The sequence below is a fragment of the Marinagarivorans sp. genome (assembly GCF_982758155.1).
On the sequence record NZ_CEXWTU010000074.1, the window covers coordinates 1 to 20,282 of the forward strand.

At 45.9% G+C, this 20,282-nt stretch carries 12 protein-coding genes; 5 read left to right on the top strand and 7 right to left on the bottom strand.

Annotation, left to right across the window (positions count from 1 at the left end; genetic code table 11):
• The 5 genes from AC3A8L_RS10080 to AC3A8L_RS10100 all read left to right on the top strand — a co-directional run.
• The coding region (locus AC3A8L_RS10080) for a carboxypeptidase-like regulatory domain-containing protein (protein WP_487962120.1) at positions 1–1,677 on the top strand (1,677 nt) is incomplete at its 5' end.
• Positions 1,667–2,344 carry a hypothetical protein gene (locus AC3A8L_RS10085; protein ID WP_487962121.1) on the top strand — a complete coding sequence of 226 codons (678 nt, stop codon included), beginning with the start codon at positions 1,667–1,669 and terminating at the stop codon, positions 2,342–2,344. The genes AC3A8L_RS10080 and AC3A8L_RS10085, both read left to right, overlap by 11 nt.
• 145 nt (positions 2,345–2,489) lie before the next feature.
• Positions 2,490–2,651 carry a hypothetical protein gene (locus AC3A8L_RS10090; RefSeq protein ID WP_487962122.1) on the top strand — a complete coding sequence of 54 codons (162 nt, stop codon included), beginning with the start codon at positions 2,490–2,492 and terminating at the stop codon, positions 2,649–2,651.
• A gap of 149 nt (positions 2,652–2,800) precedes the next feature.
• Positions 2,801–10,093: an Ig-like domain-containing protein gene (locus AC3A8L_RS10095; RefSeq protein ID WP_487962123.1), complete on the top strand. Its 7,293-nt coding sequence runs from the start codon at positions 2,801–2,803 to the stop codon at positions 10,091–10,093.
• Between the two features lie 11 nt (positions 10,094–10,104).
• The gene (locus AC3A8L_RS10100; RefSeq protein WP_487962124.1) at positions 10,105–10,557 is read left to right on the top strand and encodes a hypothetical protein; all 453 of its coding nucleotides are present in this window, start codon (positions 10,105–10,107) and stop codon (positions 10,555–10,557) included.
• Positions 10,558–10,655: 98 nt separating this feature from the next.
• Here AC3A8L_RS10100 and sucD read toward each other — a convergent pair whose 3' ends face one another.
• From sucD to AC3A8L_RS10135, 7 genes are all read right to left on the bottom strand, one after another.
• Entirely contained in the window at positions 10,656–11,528 is an 873-nt protein-coding gene (sucD, locus tag AC3A8L_RS10105; RefSeq protein ID WP_487962125.1) for a succinate--CoA ligase subunit alpha, read from the bottom strand.
• 2 nt (positions 11,529–11,530) lie between these two features.
• Positions 11,531–12,697, bottom strand: a complete 1,167-nt coding sequence (sucC, locus tag AC3A8L_RS10110; RefSeq protein WP_487962126.1) for an ADP-forming succinate--CoA ligase subunit beta — start codon at positions 12,695–12,697, stop codon at positions 11,531–11,533.
• Between the two features lie 155 nt (positions 12,698–12,852).
• The gene (lpdA, locus tag AC3A8L_RS10115) at positions 12,853–14,304 is read right to left on the bottom strand and encodes a dihydrolipoyl dehydrogenase (RefSeq protein WP_487962127.1); all 1,452 of its coding nucleotides are present in this window, start codon (positions 14,302–14,304) and stop codon (positions 12,853–12,855) included.
• A 98-nt stretch (positions 14,305–14,402) separates the two neighbouring features.
• Positions 14,403–15,602 (bottom strand): 2-oxoglutarate dehydrogenase complex dihydrolipoyllysine-residue succinyltransferase, encoded by a 1,200-nt coding sequence (odhB, locus tag AC3A8L_RS10120; RefSeq protein ID WP_487962128.1) that lies wholly within the window; start codon positions 15,600–15,602, stop codon positions 14,403–14,405.
• Positions 15,603–15,725: 123 nt separating this feature from the next.
• Positions 15,726–18,566 (bottom strand): 2-oxoglutarate dehydrogenase E1 component, encoded by a 2,841-nt coding sequence (locus tag AC3A8L_RS10125; RefSeq protein WP_487962129.1) that lies wholly within the window; start codon positions 18,564–18,566, stop codon positions 15,726–15,728.
• Positions 18,567–18,742: 176 nt separating this feature from the next.
• The gene (locus AC3A8L_RS10130; protein ID WP_487962130.1) at positions 18,743–19,447 is read right to left on the bottom strand and encodes a succinate dehydrogenase iron-sulfur subunit; all 705 of its coding nucleotides are present in this window, start codon (positions 19,445–19,447) and stop codon (positions 18,743–18,745) included.
• Between the two features lie 16 nt (positions 19,448–19,463).
• On the bottom strand, positions 19,464–20,282 hold an 819-nt coding region (locus AC3A8L_RS10135; protein ID WP_487962131.1), incomplete at its 5' end, for an FAD-binding protein.

Genomic DNA, 20,282 nt, shown 5'->3' on the forward strand with positions numbered 1-20,282 from the left:
GGTACCTTTCAGCCATTGCCAAGCCCGTTTGTGGTTGCGGTGACCGACTTAGGTGCCAATGTGGTGGCTGGGGCCCGTGTTAAGTTTGAAACACGCCGTGGGGGAGGTTTATTTGAAAATGGTGAGTCTGAGATTATAACGATCACCGATTCCGACGGCCGTGCCTCTGCTCATCTTACCCTTGGTGGATTGGAGGGGCTGGATCGGCAGGTCGTGCGTGCTCCCTTGCTTGATGCGCCACCAGCCGATATCACTAACCCATTTGGGCCCGTGATAAAAGTAACAGCGGGCTTTACCTCCACCGGCTTTACCCCTAAAGCACCAGGCTTAACCACTATTTCTGGAGTGGTAATGAACAACCAAGATCAACCCTTGCCAGGGGTGACTATTCTTGTCGATGGCACAACGCGCCAAGCTGTGGCGGATAGCCAGGGACAATTTACAATAACAGAGGCACCAGTAGGGCCCGTGCATTTAATCGCCGATGGTTCAACTACTACCGTAGAGGGCGAATACCCAGCATTGGCTTATAACATCGTCACTGTATCCGGTGTTGATAACCCGTTATCAGCGCCGATTTATATGGTTAAACTGAATACTGCGAATGCAGTAATGGCGGGTGGTGAAGACGATGCCGTATTAACATTGCCCGAGGTGCCAGGCTTTAAGTTAGAAGTGCCGGCTCACTCGGTTACTTTCCCCGACGGTAGTCGTGAGGGTTTAGTGTCTGTCACGGTAGTCAATAGCTCTAAAGTACCCATGGCGCCGCCTAACGGTATGCAGCCACAGTTTATTGTCACCATTCAGCCTACGGGGGCCATGTTTGATCCGCCCGCGCGCTTAAGTCTGCCTAACGTAGATGGTCAAGCTCCCGGTGCGCAAGTGGAAATGTACTCATTTGATCATGACTTAGAAGAATTTGTGGCTATAGGTTTGGGTACCGTTAACGAAAGCGGAACCACCATCACCTCTAACTTGGGTGTTGGTGTGATTAAAGCGGGTTGGCATTGTGGTTCTACGCCGGGTGGAAGTGGGACAGGGCACGACTGTGGTGATTGTGCCGAGTGTGAAGGTGAATTTTGTGTTAACAACCCCGATGACCCAGTTGCGAACAAACTTCCCGACGTAAAGACAATCGGGCCTAAATATGTATCGTCTTCACTGATGGACGAGTTATCTGCGGATACTTTGGGACTTAATCAGGCTGACTATAAATTTGGTAACGCTATATGTAAGGATGTATGTGAGGGAGGCAAGAAAAAATACCGGCTAACAAGCTCCGGTGTGACCGCTAGTCAGGAAATTACAATAGCGACATCGTTGTTTGCCGCACCTAAAGATAGCAATTCAATTTGTGTAGCGGAAGAAGTGGCTGTGTCCGCCGCGTTACGAACTGAGGTGCTTAAACATGAGGAAATGCATTCAGAGCCGTATAAGGAATTGTATAAGAAATATAGAGAAAAATTTAGAAGCTATGGCACGTCGTTCGAGTGCAAAGAAGCCTATTTTAGTGTCTCTCTTGATTTTCCAAACGAGCTACAGATTGTGAATCAAAATGAGCAAAGCCATTGTCGCTTTAAAGGGATGCCAGAGTATATTCTTAGATGTGGCGGTACTGGGAAATGGGAAATTATTCCTTCAACTTACGACTCGGATAGTGTGTGCAATGAAATATAAAAATATTGTTCTCATAATGACTCTAATTTTCTCAACTCATAATAGTTTTTCTTCTGATGATCAAATAAGAGAGGAAAGTTTTTTTTCTATGTTCGACACGGCTTATTTGGTGGTTTCGGGGAAATTCGATTTAGTGAGTGTGCCAGATATTAACAATTATGGTGACGTCTTGGGGTATGGAGATACGTCTTATATAAAATTTGATATAAACCATATCTATAAGGGAGATGAAGAAGGGAAAGAAATTTTTGTCAGAATACACAATTATATACTCCCAAATGAAGATGGTACGATGTCAAGAGGGCATCAGTGGTATCAAAAATATAACTCGGATGTAAAAAAATTGAAGGAGCTGAGGAGGATAATGAATGATCTTAAGAGTCAGCTTTCTAGCGGAGAAATAGATCAGGCCTCATTTGATGACCAGTTGGAAGATGAAGTGACATCAAAAATTAGAAATGCCGGATTTGACACGGCCTATTATTTTGATTCTCCCTATAAAGGCGAGAAATTTTTTATCAGGAAAGATCGAGAGTTTATACTATTTCTAAAGCGTGCGCACATTGCGCCTACTATATCGAAGTTTAGCTTGGTGGATTTATCAAAAGGTATCGTTGTCAGCGATGAGAATGTCAGAAGCCTTTTGTTACAGATAAAAGAGCCTTAATAGGCGCTTGGGTGATTAGATTCTGTTGTTTATTACTGATAGTGAAAAAACTCGAAAAGCACACTGCAAGCCATTGGCAGAGCACTTAGATTAAGAGTTTCCGATCTATAACGACGGCTTTAACAGTTTAGCAACGGCTACGGTCATGGATGCCGAAATTGCTTTTGGTAGTAAGCTGGGTATCTATGATGCGCCGTACTTTATCTTTATCGTTGGTCATCTAAAAGATGGTCATTTAGTGAATGCTAGAGGCGCTAGTGATTTTTATGAGTGTAATGTTGTGAATAATAAAATTAAGCCTCTGTAAGTCCCTGAAGGTGTGAATTAAATGTTCGTTGCCTTTCCTAATATAATTCATGGGTTTAATGTAAGTGAAAGCCCTTTTTGATGTGATAGTTAGATGTGTAATTCTGGTGTGAAATACCGATCCGTATTGCCAATTGGTGGAGTTAATCAATGAAAAGCTTATTTGGGTCATTTGTGCTGGCGAGTGCTTTTTCGTGTTTCGCGCAAGTGAGTTTTTCTCAGGATCTCGGTCAAGGCAGAGAAGAATTGGTTTTGGACGAGAGCTGCATTGTGTCGGTGTTAAATCGAACCGTTCAGGCAGACGAAAACGGTCTATTTGCCCTGGCTAACATCCCATCTTTTATGGGTGCCGTGAGGGCGCGTGCTAGCTGTATACGCGGTAATAAAACTATTGTTGGGCAAACCGATTTTTTCAACGTTATTACCAATGATCAAGTTGAAACGGGTAGTTTTTATATTGGCGAAGAACGAATTCCTACCGCTTTAACATTGAATAACGGTTTGGCTGTAAGGTTTTTCGGTGCCGAGCAATCACGTGCGCTCAATTTACAGGCCAGTTATGCTGATGGTTCAACTGAAACGCTGGATTTAGCGCAGCCAAACCATGGCGTTAACTTTAGTACCAGCAATGGCGTAATCGCGACGGTGAACCCAACTGGAGTCGTGACCTCGCATGCGACTGGCGAAACGCTGCTGACCGCACGTAAAGATGGGGTGATCGCGATTTCCAGTGTGGCAGTAATTGCAGGGGGTGATAAAGACGGCGATGGTATGCCAGATTCTTTCGAAGACCTTTACGGTCTAAACCCTAACGATCCTATCGATGCCTTTGAAGATTTAGACCTAGACGGCCTGAGTAATGCCGAAGAATTTGCGTTATCAACCGAGCCCAATAGCGCGGATAGTGACGGCGATAAAATTGAAGATGGTGAAGAGGTTGTTGCTGGCAGTGATGGCTATATTACCGACCCACTTTTAGCTGATACCGATGGCGATGGGTTAAGTGATGGTTTAGAAATCTCATTTGGCTTTGACCCCCTTGACGCTTTGAGTGGTGATTTGCAATCTGTACTCGAATCGATCGAAGTTACCCCCGGCATTGTTAACATCCCGTACAACACGATAAATTCTGAGTCGACCTGGGAGCTCACGGTAACTGGGCACCTAATTGACGGGAGTACGTTAGATTTAACATCCACATCGCGCGGTACTAATTACGCCTCAGATAATCTAGAAATCGCCAACTTTGGTGTGGAAAGTGGCAAAATCTATGCCGGCGCCGAAGGCTCTACTCAAGTGACAGTCACAAATGGCGACTTTTCGGTAACGGTACCGGTTTCCGTTACAGCATTCACACCTCAAGCGCTTTCTGAAATAGTGGTGGGTGAGGGGCTTAACAAAATTGCCCTGCATGAGCAATTTGCGTTTGTTGTAGGTGTTTCTGGTCTGCATGTTATTGATGTAAGCAACCCTCAAGCTCCCATGCCTATAGGTCAGCTGGAATTGTCGGGTGAAGGCCGAGATATAAAGCTAAAAAACGGTAAGGCCTACGTCATAGTTTCAAGCGGGGGTTTAGCTATTGTCGATATTGAGGAGCCAGCAGCACCCGTTTTACTTAAGATGTTTGCTACACCTGCTGCTACAGACCTAGTATTGAAAGGGGATTATGCGATTATTGCCTCGGGAGGTTTTGGGGCGCGAATTGTTAATATTCGTGATGAGAATAATATTTTTGAGGTTAGTGGTGTTGCTGCTCAGGATGTGGGGTCTGGCGCAGTCACAGCTGTAGAAGTTGGTGGTGATCGGTTATTCATATCGACTTTGTTCTCAATAGCTGTTTTTGATATTCAACAGTTGGCCTCCCCGGTTCGGCTGTTTTCGATAAATAAAACTGGCGTTAACACGCTTGCTTATAGTGATGGCGTTTTGCATGTGGCAGCGGACGTGAGGGGATGGTCTTCGTATCGTTTAAATGACGACGGTACTTTAAGTTTTCTTGCTGGTGGGACAGTTCAAGAGTTTGCACCTTTAGATATCGCAATTTCAAAAGATTTTGTGTTTTGGTCTGGAGTGAGCCCAAATCTTATTTCTTATACGAATATACAGTTTGACGTACCGTTTTTTCAAAATGTAATTGGTTTTCCGACATCTCAGTTTTCGTTAGATACTACTTACGGTATCGCCGTTGATAATCAGTTTGTTTATAGTATTGATAAGCAAAGGCTAGTGATCGCACAATATAGAAAAATTGATGATTTTTTTGGGGTCGCCCCTAGTGTGACTTTGCTCGCACAAAAGAACAGCTTTTCACTAATGGATTATCTATTAGAAGGTATTGCAGAAGATGATGTGGGCGTTGACAGGGTGGAGTTTTATTTCAACGGCACTTTGGTCAACGTCGATTCGCTATACCCTTATCAATTTTCATTTTCTCCAATGGAGTTTACCGTCGTCGGGTGTGAAAGCTTTTCTGAGGTGGGTACTTTGCGTGCCAAAGCGGTGGATTATGGTGGCAACGAAACTTGGAGTGATTCCAGCTTTATTGAAGTTGACTCGGGTATGGCTGACGCACAACTATCGTTGGATTCGGGTAACATTGAACTTGACTTGGACTGTGATCGGGATGGACTGGGTAATCAGTTCGAAACTAATATCGGCACGAATCCAGCTTTAAAAGATAGTGACGGAGACTTCTTGACTGATGGCGAAGAAGTTGCTAGAAAAACAGACCCACTGGTACGTGATAGTGATGGTGACGGTATCGAAGACGGCGCGGAGGTTGCAGCTGGCACTGACCCTCTTAATCCGGACACAATATCCCCTGAACTTATAGAATCCCTCCCCGCTGGTAATGCCATCGATGTACGTGAAGATACTAAGATTGGTTTATTCTTTGATGGCCCGCTTAAAAGAGAAACGGTAACGGCAGAAACTACACAACTGCTTAACCAAAATGGTGATGTGATTGAGGCCCAGATATTACTATCTGATGATGGCTCCAGTATATCGATCCAACCTCTTCGATTTTTAGTGGCGGAAACCGCGTATCGAATATCGGTGGTGGGGTTGCGCGATACCGCTGGTAATCCAGCGGCAGACATTGCCTACAGCTTTCAAACCGGCATTAATATAGAGTTGGACGACGTGGCCCCCAGGGCGACATTTCTTAGAGCTCTTGGTTATGAAGAACGAGAGGTGCCAACCAATGTTGTATCTACTGTTGTTTTTGATGAACCCATCGACTCTGAGACGCTGACAACCGATAGTTTTTATTTGCACGATGCTCTAACTCAAGAGCGGGTGAGTGGTTTTATTTCACTATCAAACGACCGGATGCTTGCCCAGCTTATCCCGTCACAGTCTTTACATGTTGGGCGCACTTATATTCAATTTTTAACAGCTGATATTAATGATTTGTGGGGGAACAGTCTTGGTCCATATAACGCTGGGGCATTTACAACGGGCTTTTCTGTTGACGCCCGTCCACCAGAAGTTGTCGCGACAACTTTGCCTGATGGTCTAACGGATGTCCCTCTAAATGTTAGGTTGAGAGTAAGGTTTAATGAGCGAATATCTAAGCATACATTGCGCAACGTTCAATTGTTTAAAAATGGTGAGCTTGTTGATGCTAATTATCAAATCAATGATTTTGGAGACCTCATCACTTTAACCCCGATATTGCCTTTGGCGGTGTCTTCTGAATACCTCTGGCAGATTGGTGCTGTTGAAGATATGGCGGGCAATATTTTAGAATCAAGCAAAACCATTACTTTTGAAACCGGGCTTGTTGCCGATACGGTAAGTAGTCGTGGTCAAGAGTGGATTAGCTTTCTAGATAAAGATTATTGGCAGGGACGAATTGTACCTAGTAATATCGACTTACGCGTTCGTTTGTTGGAGCGTATCGATCCTACTACAATTGAGTTGTATAAATTTTCAACTTTTCCCAATGGTAATGCGTCCGGTAGGTCGGGTGTATTTAACTTTACTACACTTGATACCGAAAAACTGTCTTATTCTATTAGTGTGAGTGAGGATACGCAAACACTCACACTGCTCCCCGATGCCCCTTTAGTGCCAGGCACTAAATATCAATTGAGGAGTGGAAGAGGAGTTACTGATTTGGCGGGTAATGCAGTGGATACGAGCTTTAATATGTATTTCAATGTAAGTGGGGAAAATGATACAGCGGCTCCTCTAGCGTTATTGTCCTCGTTTTTCGGTGAAAATGGCGTGCTTCACAATGGAAATCTAATACGGTTAAATTATTCTGAATTTATATCTGAGCGATGTATTTTGGGTGATGCTATTAAACTTACAAAAAATGATGTTGATATTCCTTTTGAGGTGAGTTTATCATCTAATGGTCGGACGGTTATTGTTGAACCCGATGCGCTACTTAGTGATGGTGATGGTTATTTATTATCACTTACTGGAATATGTGATTTGGCGGGTAATCAGAGGCCGGCAGAGCTTTACAATTTTTCTGTGTCCAATTCTATTGATGATGCGCCACCGCAGCTTATTCAATCACCCGAAGAGCCTCTTCCTGCCGGCACTAGTGAATTGGTTTGGATCTTTAATGAAGATTTAGACCCTTCGAGTGTTGTTGAGTTAATCAATACTGGCGCTGGTAGTTACGGTCCTATTTTTTTGGAAGGCCAGACAGTTGTAGAAGGGAATATACTACGATTTATACCTGACGAACCATTAATGCAAGGTAGACAGTACGTTACTGCTGGCAACAGTACATGGATTACGGATTCATCGGGTAATAAATTTCCATTTTTGTCCTTTTATACAGCCATAGTTAATGATACGGTCCCGCCTAGTGTGATTGCTACTTCACCCGTTGATGGTGCAATTAATGTGTCTCCAAATCAGCCTGTTATCATTCAATTCTCCGAGTCTATTAATTTTGAAAATGCTACATTTTCATTTTGGGCTTTTGGTGAATTATCTTCTCCTACAGTTTTACTATCTCCAGACAGAACCTTAGTTACCTTGTATGGCATGCCGAGTGATCGGTTAATGAGTTTGGTTATTTTAGGCGCCACCGATTACTCAGGTAATGTACTACCTAACCATATACTGACTTATACCACCGGTCGGGACGACGGTGCTTCCAGTAGCTCGGCATCAATTGATGCCTTAATCCCCGCAGTAGGTGCAACCGGTTTAACCCGGGTGCCTGAGATTCTTTTGCATTCTAAATACTCGGCGATTAACGAGGCGACTTTAGTCGATGGGTTTAAAGTCTATGTCAATAATATCGAAGTGACGGGGAGTATTAAATTAATAGGAGAAGGCAAGGTCATGCGTTTTGTGCCGGATGAGCCTTTTCAAAAGGGGGACCGTGTTGACTATCAAGTGCATTATACAGTTACCGATGTGGTGGGGCGTTCTCTAGGGAGTTTTAATGGCTTTTTTACTTTGGCAGATGATAATGAAGGGGTTGGAAAGGCGGCTTCTGTAGTCGGTTTTTACCCGGCAGCTGGCGCTGACAATGTGCCGATCAATACCTCTATCGATGTGCTTTTTAACGAGGCTATTGATCCTGTTAGCTTGGCTGAAAATCTATTACTAGCCGATCAAAACGGTAATGACGTTTCGGTAACGGCGGTAGTAGATTCGGCTAATGATAAGCTAGTGACATTACAGGCTAGCGCTGCATTATTAAACAATCACACTTATACGCTAAATGTTCTTGGTGGTTTAACTGATACGGATGGCGATTTAGTTGCCTTGGGATACTCTAGCCAATTCACCACTGGCAATGGTTGGTTTGATGATAGGGCGCCAATACTGTTGTCTACAACGCCGTCGGATGGTGCTGATGACGTGAGTATTAATGCCTTCATTACGGCTAAATACGATGAACCTATCAACCCTCTTCGAATTCAATCTGGAGGCGACCTCTATCACGCACAGCTAACACAGGATAATACGGTTGTTCGCTATCAGTTCAAATATTTGCACGCCGCCAATAAGCTAAAAGAGCTTCAGTTGCCTGTGGTCGAGGATGGCGCTAAAAATAGAGCGCTAGACTCGATGATATCGTTTACCGTTGGTGCGGGTTTCAATGATGACGATTTTAGGTCGCCTACGGTGGTGCAAGGTGATAATGCTATTGCCGAGTTTATATTTGAAAAACCGGTTGATCCTTTAAGCGTTAGTGCCGCAACCATAGTACTAAGGCTATCAGGCGGAGGTGAATCAATTCCTCTTGTAATCGATCTTGTTGACGGCAATACAACGGTTTATGTTTCACCTGCGGAGATCCTGCCTGTCGGTCAATACCGGTATTCAATTCAAGGCGTCCATGATTTAAGCGGAAATGTTATCAATACATCAAGTTCGTTTAGTATCAATCAAATGCTGGTAGATGAGCGTGCACCTGTCTTGCTCAAGGCAAGGGTGCCAAATGGATTAAGTGACGTCCCGTTAACTATCTCTTTGGCATTGGTTTTTGATGAAATTATTAGCACAGCATCATTTGATGACATTAAGCTTTTGAGCGATCTTGAGGAGCCAGTCGAAGTTACGATTATTCGTAGTGGTACCACGGTCACTATCATCCCTCGATTTTTATTGCAGCCTAATTCAAAATATACGTTAATCGTTGAAGGCGTTTCTGATTTATCTGGTAATGGCATGGGATCAGAAAATAATATGTACTTCGAGACGGGGGGGGCAGTTGGGCCAGAGACTCGCCCGGCTTATTGGGTAACACCGCCACTTATCGATAATACTCCGAGTGACGATCCTGTGCCGGTCAATACATTGGTGAAAGTAGGCTTCGATAGAGCGGTTGATACTACTCGTCTTTCAGAATCAACGGGTCGTTTAAAATTTGCTGATATTATCGATGTAACCGCCGACGCACCTGACTATGATGTCGGTGTGCGTGTACAAGGTAGCATTACTTTGAGTGACGATCTGAAAACACTATCGATAGCGCCAATCTTTGGCTGGCGTGATGGACTTGTTTATCGAGTCGCTTGGGGGGAGAGTGAAGGGAGTTATAGCTGGAGTGATAACCCCACGATATCGGCTTATTCTATCTCTGGTGAGGAGATTAGGGTGTCATCGAGATCTATCCTATTTCGTACCGCTTCTTCCCGCGAATTTGACGTGACGCCACCGGGCGTATTGCGAACGGAGCCCGTAGCCTTATCCTCTGTGGACACTCTAGTAAGAGTTAAAGTTTTTTTAGATGAGCTGCTGAGCCCCGCTTGTGAAGAACAGCAAGTTATAACGCTTGCGAATGCTTCAGGTGTTACTACGTTGGATTCGAGTTTCTCGTTATTGGAAAAATCGCTTTCAGTGTGGGTGGCTTCTTCATTGGTATCGGGCGCTAATACTTTTACCTTTAGTGGGGCTTGTGACGTTGCTGGAAACGTAATGTCTCCCTTTAGTTTTGATTTTACCGTGGCAGAGTAAGGGGCGAGATTATGAAAATTGAAAAAGGTTACCGTCTGGCTGGGCTTATTGGCTGTGCGCTGGTTTTGGCTGTTGGAGGAGTTATTTACTTTCAAAAACATTCATCGCCTGTACATTTAGCGAAGGAGCCGGACTCTGTAGACGGCATAATTGAAACTATGGTTGATAATACTACATCAGCCAACAGATCTTTACCCAGGGCTAAGGTTTCATCTGCATCGGTAGACAACGTGAAGTTTTCTACCGTATTAACGACAGATGTTAGTAATATGAACTTGCCAGATAAAAAGGCGCTTATTCAAAGTCGTCGCGATAAAATTGAAGTGTTAATGGCTGAACTCGATAAATCCCATGACGATCCTGATGAGTTAAAGCGGATTGATGCGGAGATAAAGCGGTACATTGCGAATTATAATCAATTATTGCTGCCGGTTATTGTGGCAGAGCAAGAGTTTAAAAAGTAAGCGCTCGATTGTCGGCCCCGATTTCAGAGGCCAAAAAAAGAGTACAAAAAAGCCCTAACGCCTTTCGGTGTTAGGGCTTTTTTATTGCCCTAAAGAAACTACCAACCCGTAATTTCTTTAAGCGCTTTACCGATATCCGCCAAGCTGCGAACAGTCTTAACACCGGCATCTTGCAAGGCCGCGAACTTTTCGTCAGCTGTGCCTTTACCGCCAGAGATAATCGCACCGGCATGGCCCATGCGCTTGCCAGGAGGTGCTGTAACACCGGCAATGTAAGACACAACTGGCTTCGTTACGTTGGCTTTAATATAGGCCGCTGCTTCTTCTTCTGCAGTACCGCCGATTTCACCAATCATTACAATGGCTTCTGTTTTATCGTCGGCTTGGAACATTTCCAAGATGTCGATAAAGTTAGAGCCAGGAATTGGATCGCCACCAATACCCACACAGGTGGATTGGCCAAAACCAAAATCGGTGGTTTGTTTAACGGCTTCGTAGGTTAAGGTTCCTGAGCGCGAAACAATGCCGACTTTACCGGGCAAGTGAATGTGGCCTGGCATAATGCCGATTTTACATTCACCGGGTGTGATAACACCTGGGCAGTTTGGTCCGATTAAGCGTACGCCTAACTCGTCGCATTTAACTTTTGCGTCGAGCATATCCAGTGTTGGGATACCTTCGGTAATACAGACAATTAGCTTAACGCCACTGTTTGCGGCTTCTAATATGGAATCTTTACAGAAGGGGGCTGGTACGTAAATAACGCTAGCTTCGGCGCCAGTCGCGGCTACGGCTTCGCTCATGGTGTTAAATACGGGTAAACCTAAATGAGTTTGGCCGCCTTTACCGGGTGTTACACCGCCAACCATTTTGGTGCCGTACTCGATCGCTTGTTCTGAGTGAAAGGTACCTTGTGCACCGGTGAAGCCTTGGCACAATACTTTGGTGTCTTTATTAATTAAAACGCTCATGATTAAGCCTCCGCTGCAGCTTTAACAACTTGCTCAGCAGCATCCGTTAAGCTGGTCGCTGCAATAATATTTAAACCGCTATCAGCTAATACTTTAGCGCCCAGATCTGCGTTGTTGCCTTCTAAACGAACGACAACGGGTACTTTAACGCCAACTTCGTTTACCGCGCCAATAACACCTTCCGCAATTAAGTCACAACGTACAATGCCACCGAAAATGTTGATTAAAACGGCTTTAACGTTGTCGTCGGACAAAATAATTTTAAACGCTTCGATAACGCGTTCTTTTGTTGCGCCGCCGCCTACATCGAGGAAGTTGGCTGGTTGGCCACCGTGCAATTTCACGATATCCATTGTGCCCATGGCCAAGCCAGCACCATTAACCATACAGCCGATGTTGCCGTCGAGGGCTACGTAGTTAAGCTCCCATTTGGCGGCACGTGCTTCGCGTTCATCTTCTTGCGAAGGATCGTGCATTTCTTTTAGCTTTGGCTGGCGATACATAGCGTTGCTGTCGATGTTGATTTTGCCATCAAGGCAATGCAAATCACCGGCTTCAGTAATCACTAAAGGATTGATTTCGAGTAATGCGAAATCATAGTCTTGGAACATTTTGGCAAGACCCAAAAATATTTTGGTGAATTGCTTAATTTGATTACCTTGTAAACCCAGTTTAAAAGCAAGTTCACGACCTTGGTAAGGCTGCGCGCCGGTCAATGGATCGATAATCGCTCTTAAGATTTTTTCGGGTGTTTCTTCGGCGACTTTTTCAATTTCTACGCCACCTTCTGTCGATGCCATAAAGACAATACGACGAGTCGCGCGGTCGACAACGGCACCAAGGTAAAGCTCTTGTGCGATATCGGTACATGTTTCGACTAAAATACGGCTAACAGGTTGGCCGTTTTCGTCAGTTTGGTAGGTGACTAGATTTTTACCTAACCAATGACGTGAAAACTCTTCAATTTCAGCTTTTGAAGTAACAAGCTTAACTCCGCCGGCTTTACCGCGGCCGCCAGCGTGAACTTGTGCTTTTACAACCCACTTGTTGCCACCAATAATGTCAGCGGCGCTAGCAGCTTCACTGGGGGTTTCTGCTGCGATACCTTTTGAAACGGGCAAATCGTATTCAGCAAAAAGCTGTTTTGCCTGATATTCATGCAAATTCATGACTATGTTCCATAGTTAATAGCACGTGTGACGTGCTTAATGAGTAAAGCCCAACTGCAAAGCTGGGGTGATCAAAAATGTGCTTCTATACGATAAAAAGCGAGTGTTGCTAGGGTTGAGAATAAAAAAGGGTCGCAGAAAATGCGACGCTTTTATTAACGCTTTTTACGGTTTGGCATGTGAATGGCGTGACCATGAACCGCTAATGCTGCCTCATGCACCGCTTCAGATAAAGTAGGGTGTCCGAATACCATCATGCCTAAGTCTTCAGCGCTAGAGCCGAATTCCATTGCGATGGCAACTTGTTGAACCAAGTCTGCAGCGCTAGGGCCTACGATGTGAGCGCCTAAAATTCGATCGGTTTTAGCGTGCGCTAAAATTTTAACCATACCGTCTGTTTCATTTGCAGCTAATGCACGGCCAATGGCTAAGAAAGGGAAGGTGCCGACGTTATATTCGATGCCTTCGGCCTTGAGTTGTTCTTCGTTTTTACCGACAGAAGCGACTTCAGGGTGAGTGTAAATAACATTAGGAATAATATCGTAATTCATAATGGTTTTTTCGCCAGCAATACGCTCGGCAACCATAACGCCTTCTTCCGACCCTTTGTGGGCCAGCATTGGGCCGCGAACCAAATCACCAATAGCAAATACACCCGGAGCACTTGTGGCGCAAAGGTCGTTTACGTAAATGGAGCCGCGCTCGTCCAGTTTCACGCCGCTGTCGTCAGCTAATAGGTTTTTAGTGTAAGGGCGACGGCCAACACAAACGATTAATTTATCGAAGGTTTCGGTTTGAGCGTTACCTTCTTTATCGGTAAAGGTGACTTCAACTTCTTTATTTTTGCCTTTGGTTTTTATTTCGCTACCGGTTACGCGGCAACTTAAGCGAATGTCTAAACCTTGCTTGGTGAGGATTTTTTTGGTTTCTTTGGCGATTTGCTGATCCATTACGGCTAGGAATTTATCCATAGCTTCTAGGCATACAACCTCTGAGCCTAGGCGATTCCAAACAGACCCTAGTTCTAAACCAATAACACCAGCACCAATTACGCCTAAACGTTTAGGGACTTCTGTGAATTCTAAGGCGCCAGTAGAATCGACAATAACATCGTTATCGAGAACAGCTACTGGAATGTTGACGGGTACAGAACCTGCCGCAAGAATTACGTTATCAGCTTCAAGGGTTTCTTCTTTGCCATCAAAATCAACAAATTGTACTTTGCGGCCGGCTAATAATTTACCTGTACCGTACAGCGAGGTGACTTTATTCGCCATAAACAGGCCGGCAATACCGCTTGTTAATTGCTTAACAATGTCGTTTTTACGACCGATCATTTTGCTGACATCAATCTTCAATTCTTTGGTGGTTATGCCGTGAATATCAAAATGATCTTTAGCGTCATGATATTTGTGAGAGCTATCAAGTAATGCTTTAGAGGGGATACAGCCAACATTTAGGCAGGTGCCGCCGTTAACGCCTTTACCTTTAGCGTCTTTCCATTTTTCGATACAGGCGGTTTTTAAGCCAAGTTGAGCGCAGCGAATAGCAGCAACATAGCCAGCCGGGCCAGAACCGATAACAATTACATCGTATTTAGTGGACATTGATAAACACCCCAAGTGTGAGTCAGCGAAAGAGCCGGGAACGCTGAAAATGCTCGGGTGTGCGTCCCGCCCGGCTCAAAGAGAATAAAATAGACTATCTAAACTTCTAGCAACATACGTGCTGGGTCTTCGATCATGTCTTTAATGGCTACCAAGAATTGTACGGCTTCTTTACCGTCAATTAAGCGGTGGTCATAAGAAAGAGCTAAATACATCATTGGCAAAATAACCACTTGTCCATTAACGGCCATTGGGCGCTCTTGGATTTTATGCATGCCCAAAATGGCAGCTTGTGGTGGATTAAGGATGGGGGTCGACATTAGCGACCCGAATACGCCGCCATTAGTAATGGTGAACGTTCCGCCGGTCATTTCTTCAATGCCTAGCTTGCCATCTTTAGCACGCATACCAAAATCACGAATGGTGTTTTCGACATCGGCTAGGCCCATGTTTTCAGCATTGCGGAGTACTGGAACGACTAAGCCTTTAGGTGTTGATACTGCAACCCCAATATCTTGATAGCCGTGATAAACAACGTCGTTGCCGTCAATGCTTGCATTTACCGCAGGGAGTCGTTTAAGGGCTTCTACAGCGGCTTTAACAAAAAAGCCCATAAAGCCGAGCCGGCTACCGTTGTGAACTTTTTCGAATTGCTCTTTGTACTTTTTACGAAGCTCCATAATGGGCCCCATGTTGACTTCGTTAAACGTAGTCAACATGGCTGTATTGCGTGATGCGTCGAGCAGGCGCTCGGCGATACGTGCGCGTAATCGTGTCATAGGTACGCGTTTTTCAGTGCGGCCATCGGCACTAACGCTAACAGCTGGCGCATTAATGGGCGCCGGTGCGGGCGCTTTAGCCGCTGGCGCTGTAGGCGCATTGATAACATCATCTTTAGTGATGCGGCCGCCTTTACCTGTTCCTTTGATCGATGCTAAATCCACACCTTTTTCAGCGGCTAATTTACGCGCAGCGGGATTGACGAGCGCGTCGTCGGCGCTTTCTGGCGCGGTTGTAGCTGCGGCGGGTTCGCTACTGGCAGCGGGTTTTGCTGCCCCAGCGCCGGCTTCGAATTTAGCAATAACTTCATTGCTTAAAATCACTTCGCCTTCACCTTTTAATATTTCAGCAAGGGCGCCATCAGCAGGTGCTACAACTTCTAAAACAACCTTGTCAGTTTCGATATCGACAATAAGCTCGTCACGCGAGACAGCTTCGCCGGGTTGCTTGTGCCAAGTGGCGATAGTGCCATCTTGAACGGACTCGGGAAATGTTGGTGCTTTAATTTCAATGGTCATTCCAAATATGTCCTTCGGTTAAGGCCCTGATAATGGTCGTTTGCTGATGCCTGTGGTACTTAACGAGATTTATGACGGGCATTGGCATTGTCGCGGTAAATTTTTTGTATTGTAAATAACGGCCTAGACCGTTACATCCAGTGCTGCGTTAATAAAACGATTTTGTTCTTCTAAGTGTGTTGAGGCGTAGCCCGCAGCCGGTGCTGATGATGGAGAGCGGCCGGCATAGCGCAAGAAGGCGTCTGAGTTTACACCTTCAAGTGCGGCGCGCATACGATGCTGATTAGAATTCCAGGCGCCTTGGTTCATGGGCTCTTCTTGGCACCAAATAATATCGGTGACACCCGCAAAAGGCTCGAGTACTTTTTGTAGTTCTTCATCCGGGAATGGGTAGAGCTGTTCAATGCGAACCAGGGCAACGTTGTTTTGTTTACGCTCTTTGCGGGCTTCTAATAAGTGGTAATACACTTTACCGCTACAAAGCACAACGCGGCGTACATTTTCGGCGGTGACCTCATGCTCCCCGATTACGTTTTGGAAGCTACCCTCGGCAAGATCTTCTAAGGTTGATGTTGCTAACTTGTGGCGTAAAATCCATTTCGGGCTCATGACTACCAACGGGCGACGCAAAGGGCGCAATGCTTGGCGGCGGATCATGTGGAATACTTGTGCAGGCGTGGTGGGTATGCACACTTGAATATTGTGTTCGGCACACAATTGCATAAATCGCTCGAGGCGTGCTGAGGAGTGCTCAGGCCCTTGGCCTTCATAGCCGTGCGGTAAAAGCATCGTCAGGCCAGATAACCGCCCCCACTTGTGCTCGCCGCTGGTAATAAATTGGTCGATGACGACCTGAGCACCATTGGCAAAATCACCGAATTGGGCTTCCCAAATAACAAGAGCATTGGGCTTGGTGGTGGAATAGCCGTATTCGAAAGCAAGTACCGCTTCTTCAGATAAATACGAATCGTAAATATGAAGGTTGGGTTGATCTTCCGATAAATTTTTCAGTGGTATGTAGCTGCTGCCATCCTTTTGGTTATGCACCACGGCATGGCGGTGTGAAAAAGTGCCTCGGCCTACATCTTGCCCAGTGATACGGATGGCGACGCCTTCTTCAAGCAGTGAGCCATAGGCTAATATTTCGGCCATTCCCCAATTGAGGGGCAGGGAGCCTGCTGCCATTTTTCGGCGGTCTTCATAAATCTTAGAAACTTGGCGCTGTACTACAATGCCATCCGGGATGGTGGTGAGTTTGTCGGCTAAGTTTTGCAGTGTTTTAATTTCGTAGGTTGTGTCTGCTGGGGTGGTCCAGTCGTGACCAATATAAGGTGTCCAGTCAACAAACAGGGAGGAGTCCGGTTCTTTAACTAAATCGCGGGTTACGTGTTCGCCGGCATCAAGAGCGGCACGATAAGCATCCATCATTTTGGCGGAGTCTTCGGCGCTATAAATATTTTCGGCGTCTAGTTGCTCTGCATACAGTGTGCGCGTCGTTTTATGCTTGCGGATAACGGCATACATAAGTGGTTGCGTTGCTGAAGGCTCATCGGTCTCGTTATGGCCGCGGCGGCGATAACAGACTAAATCAATGACGACATCTTTTTTAAATTCATTACGGTAATCGACAGCTAGGCTGGTAATAAATGCAACGGCTTCGGGGTCGTCGCCATTGGCGTGAAAAATGGGCGCTTCGATCATTTTCGCAACATCAGTACAGTACTGTGTTGATCGTATGTCTTCTTTGCGGCTGGTGGTAAAACCTACCTGGTTGTTAATGACGATATGAATCGTGCCGCCTGTTTTATAGGCGCGCGTTTGCGACATTTGAAATGTTTCCATTACCACGCCTTGGCCCGCAAAAGCGGCATCGCCGTGGATAACAACCGGCACTACCATTTTACGTTCAGTATCTTTGCGGCGATCTTGTCGAGCGCGAACCGAACCTTCAACCACGGGTGAAACAATTTCAAGGTGCGATGGGTTAAACGCAAGCGCCAAGTGAATTTCGCCACCTGGGGTCATCACATTTGAAGAGAAGCCTTGGTGATACTTTACATCGCCAGAGGTGTCGACGAGCTTTTTGCCTTCGAACTCTTCGAAAAGGTCGGCAGGGTTTTTACCGAGTATGTTAACGAGTGTATTGAGGCGGCCGCGATGCGCCATGCCCAACACCATTTCGCGGGCCCCGTGAATACCAATCCCTTTAATTAAAACATCCAGCATGGGGATTAAGCTTTCGGCGCCTTCAAGGCCAAAACGCTTTGTGCCTGGGTATTTACTATCTAGGTGTCGTTCAAGTCCTTCAGCCGCTGTTAAGCGTTCTAAGAGATCGATACGTGCTTCTTTTGTGAGCGCTGCTTTGGAGCGCTGGCTTTCGAGGCGCTGCAATAACCACTTACGTTCGGTGTAGTGTGTTATGTGCATGACTTCTGCGCCGACGGTGCCGCAGTATGTTTGATTTAATGCTGCAACAATATCTTTGAGTGGCGCTTCTGCTGCGCCATAAGAAAAGTCACCGGTTTGAAAAACAATATCGAGGTCAGCGTTATTTAAGCCGTGGAAGTGTAAATCTAGCTCTTCTAACTCGGTCTTTCCGTTGTTGAGGCCGAGTGGATCGAGTTGAGCTTTTTTGTGGCCACTGAGACGGTAAGCGTTGATGAGTTGAACGACTTCTACCTGTTTACGTTCGTGTGCAATGTTTCCACCGCCAGAACCTGGTGCAATGATGGGTCTTGCGCGGTTTTTGCCCAAAAGTTCGAAGTATTTAATGATTTCTGAGTGTGGTACATCAGGATTGGAGTTGCCTTCAACGCGAGGTAACTTATCGAAGTATTCGCGCCACGTACTCGGAACAGAATTGGGGTCGCGCAGATAGGTTTCATACACTTCTTCCACATAATCAGCGTTGCCGCCTGAGATATGTGAAGTACTCCATAGAAGCTCCATGAGGCTCTGTTGCATTGTATTCCCACCGTCGTCTATCTGGGTATGCTAGTCGAACAGGTTACAGCTAGAGCTATAGGGGCGCTGTCTGACTAAACATTCTGGCCAATGGCCGATTAATGAGCCGTATATTAACGGCCCTTGTATGCATTATAGGCGGGCGGCGAGGTTTTGCGCGCCACCCGCGGTCGAGCTTAAGTTGCGTTGTGCAGTAGCATGCTGCGAATGTGCCCAATGGCCCGCGTAGGGTTAAGGCCTTTCGGGCAAACCGATACGCAGTTTTGGATGCCATGACAGCGAAATACGCTGAAGGGATCATCGAGGTTGCCAAGGCGTTTTTCATTGGCGGTGTCACGACTATCGGCTAAAAAGCGATAAGCCTGCAATAAACCTGCTGGTCCAATAAATTTATCCGGGTTCCACCAGAATGATGGGCAACTGGTTGAGCAGCAGGCGCATAAAATACATTCATAAAGCCCGTCAAGTTTTGCGCGTTCCTCGGGCGACTGCAAACGTTCAATCGCTGGCGCAGGCGTATCATTTTGTAAAAAAGGTTCAATTTTACGGTATTGCGCATAAAACTGACTCATGTCGATCACGAGATCCCGAATGACGGGCAAGCCAGGAAGAGGGCGTAATATGAGCTTGTTATTTTTAACGCAAGCCGATAATGGCGTGATGCAGGCCAATCCGTTTTTCCCCGAAATGTTGATGCCATCAGAGCCGCAAACGCCTTCGCGACAAGAGCGGCGAAAGGAGAGTGAGGCATCTTGTGCTTTTAGCATTTCTAAAACGTCGAGCACCATAACGTCTTTACCGTCCGTGTCGACCTCGTAGGTTTTCATGTACGGCGCCGCATCGGTTTCGGGGTTGTATCGATAAACTTCAACTTTCAGCATTTTCATCAACCCTTAATTAGTACGTACGGATTTTAGGTTCGAGTTTAGGCATAGTTTTGGGCGCGAAATTCACATCGCGCTTACCGACTCGTTTCTCGCTAGGGAAGTAGAGCGAGTGGCAAAGCCAGTTTTTGTCGTCACGCTCTTGGAAGTCATCACGGGCGTGGGCGCCGCGAGATTCTTTGCGTTCTTCGGCAGCAATGGCGGTTGCCTCGGCAACTTCTAACAAATTTTGCACTTCAAGCGCTTCGATACGTGCGGTATTAAAGGCGTTGCTCTTGTCTTCCAGTTTAATGTTGTCGATACGGCCGCGAAGGTCAGCAATTTTTTTAATGCCTTCCTGCATAAACTCGCCTTTGCGGAAAACACCAAAATGATTTTGCATGACGGTTTGCAGTTCTTTGCGTAACACCGATGCTGACTCGCCATCATTGGTGTTATTAACAGCATTAAGGCGGCTAGTAGCGCTTTCAATATCTGTCTGTGAGGCTTCGCGCATGTCAATGCCTTCACGCAATGCTTTCTCGAGATACAGGCCTGTGGCGCGTCCAAAGACGACCAAATCAAGCAATGAGTTTCCGCCTAAGCGGTTGGCGCCGTGTACTGAGACACAGGCAACTTCACCGCAAGCATAAAGGCCGTCGATAATTTTATCGTTGCCGTTTGCATCCTGTGTAATAGCTTGGCCATTAATATTGGTTGTGACGCCACCCATCATATAGTGGCAGGTAGGCACTACTGGAATAGGGGCTTTCACTGGATCTACATGTGCGAAGGTACGCGATAATTCGAGAATGCCTGGCAATTTGGCATTTAATGCTTTTTCGCCGAGATG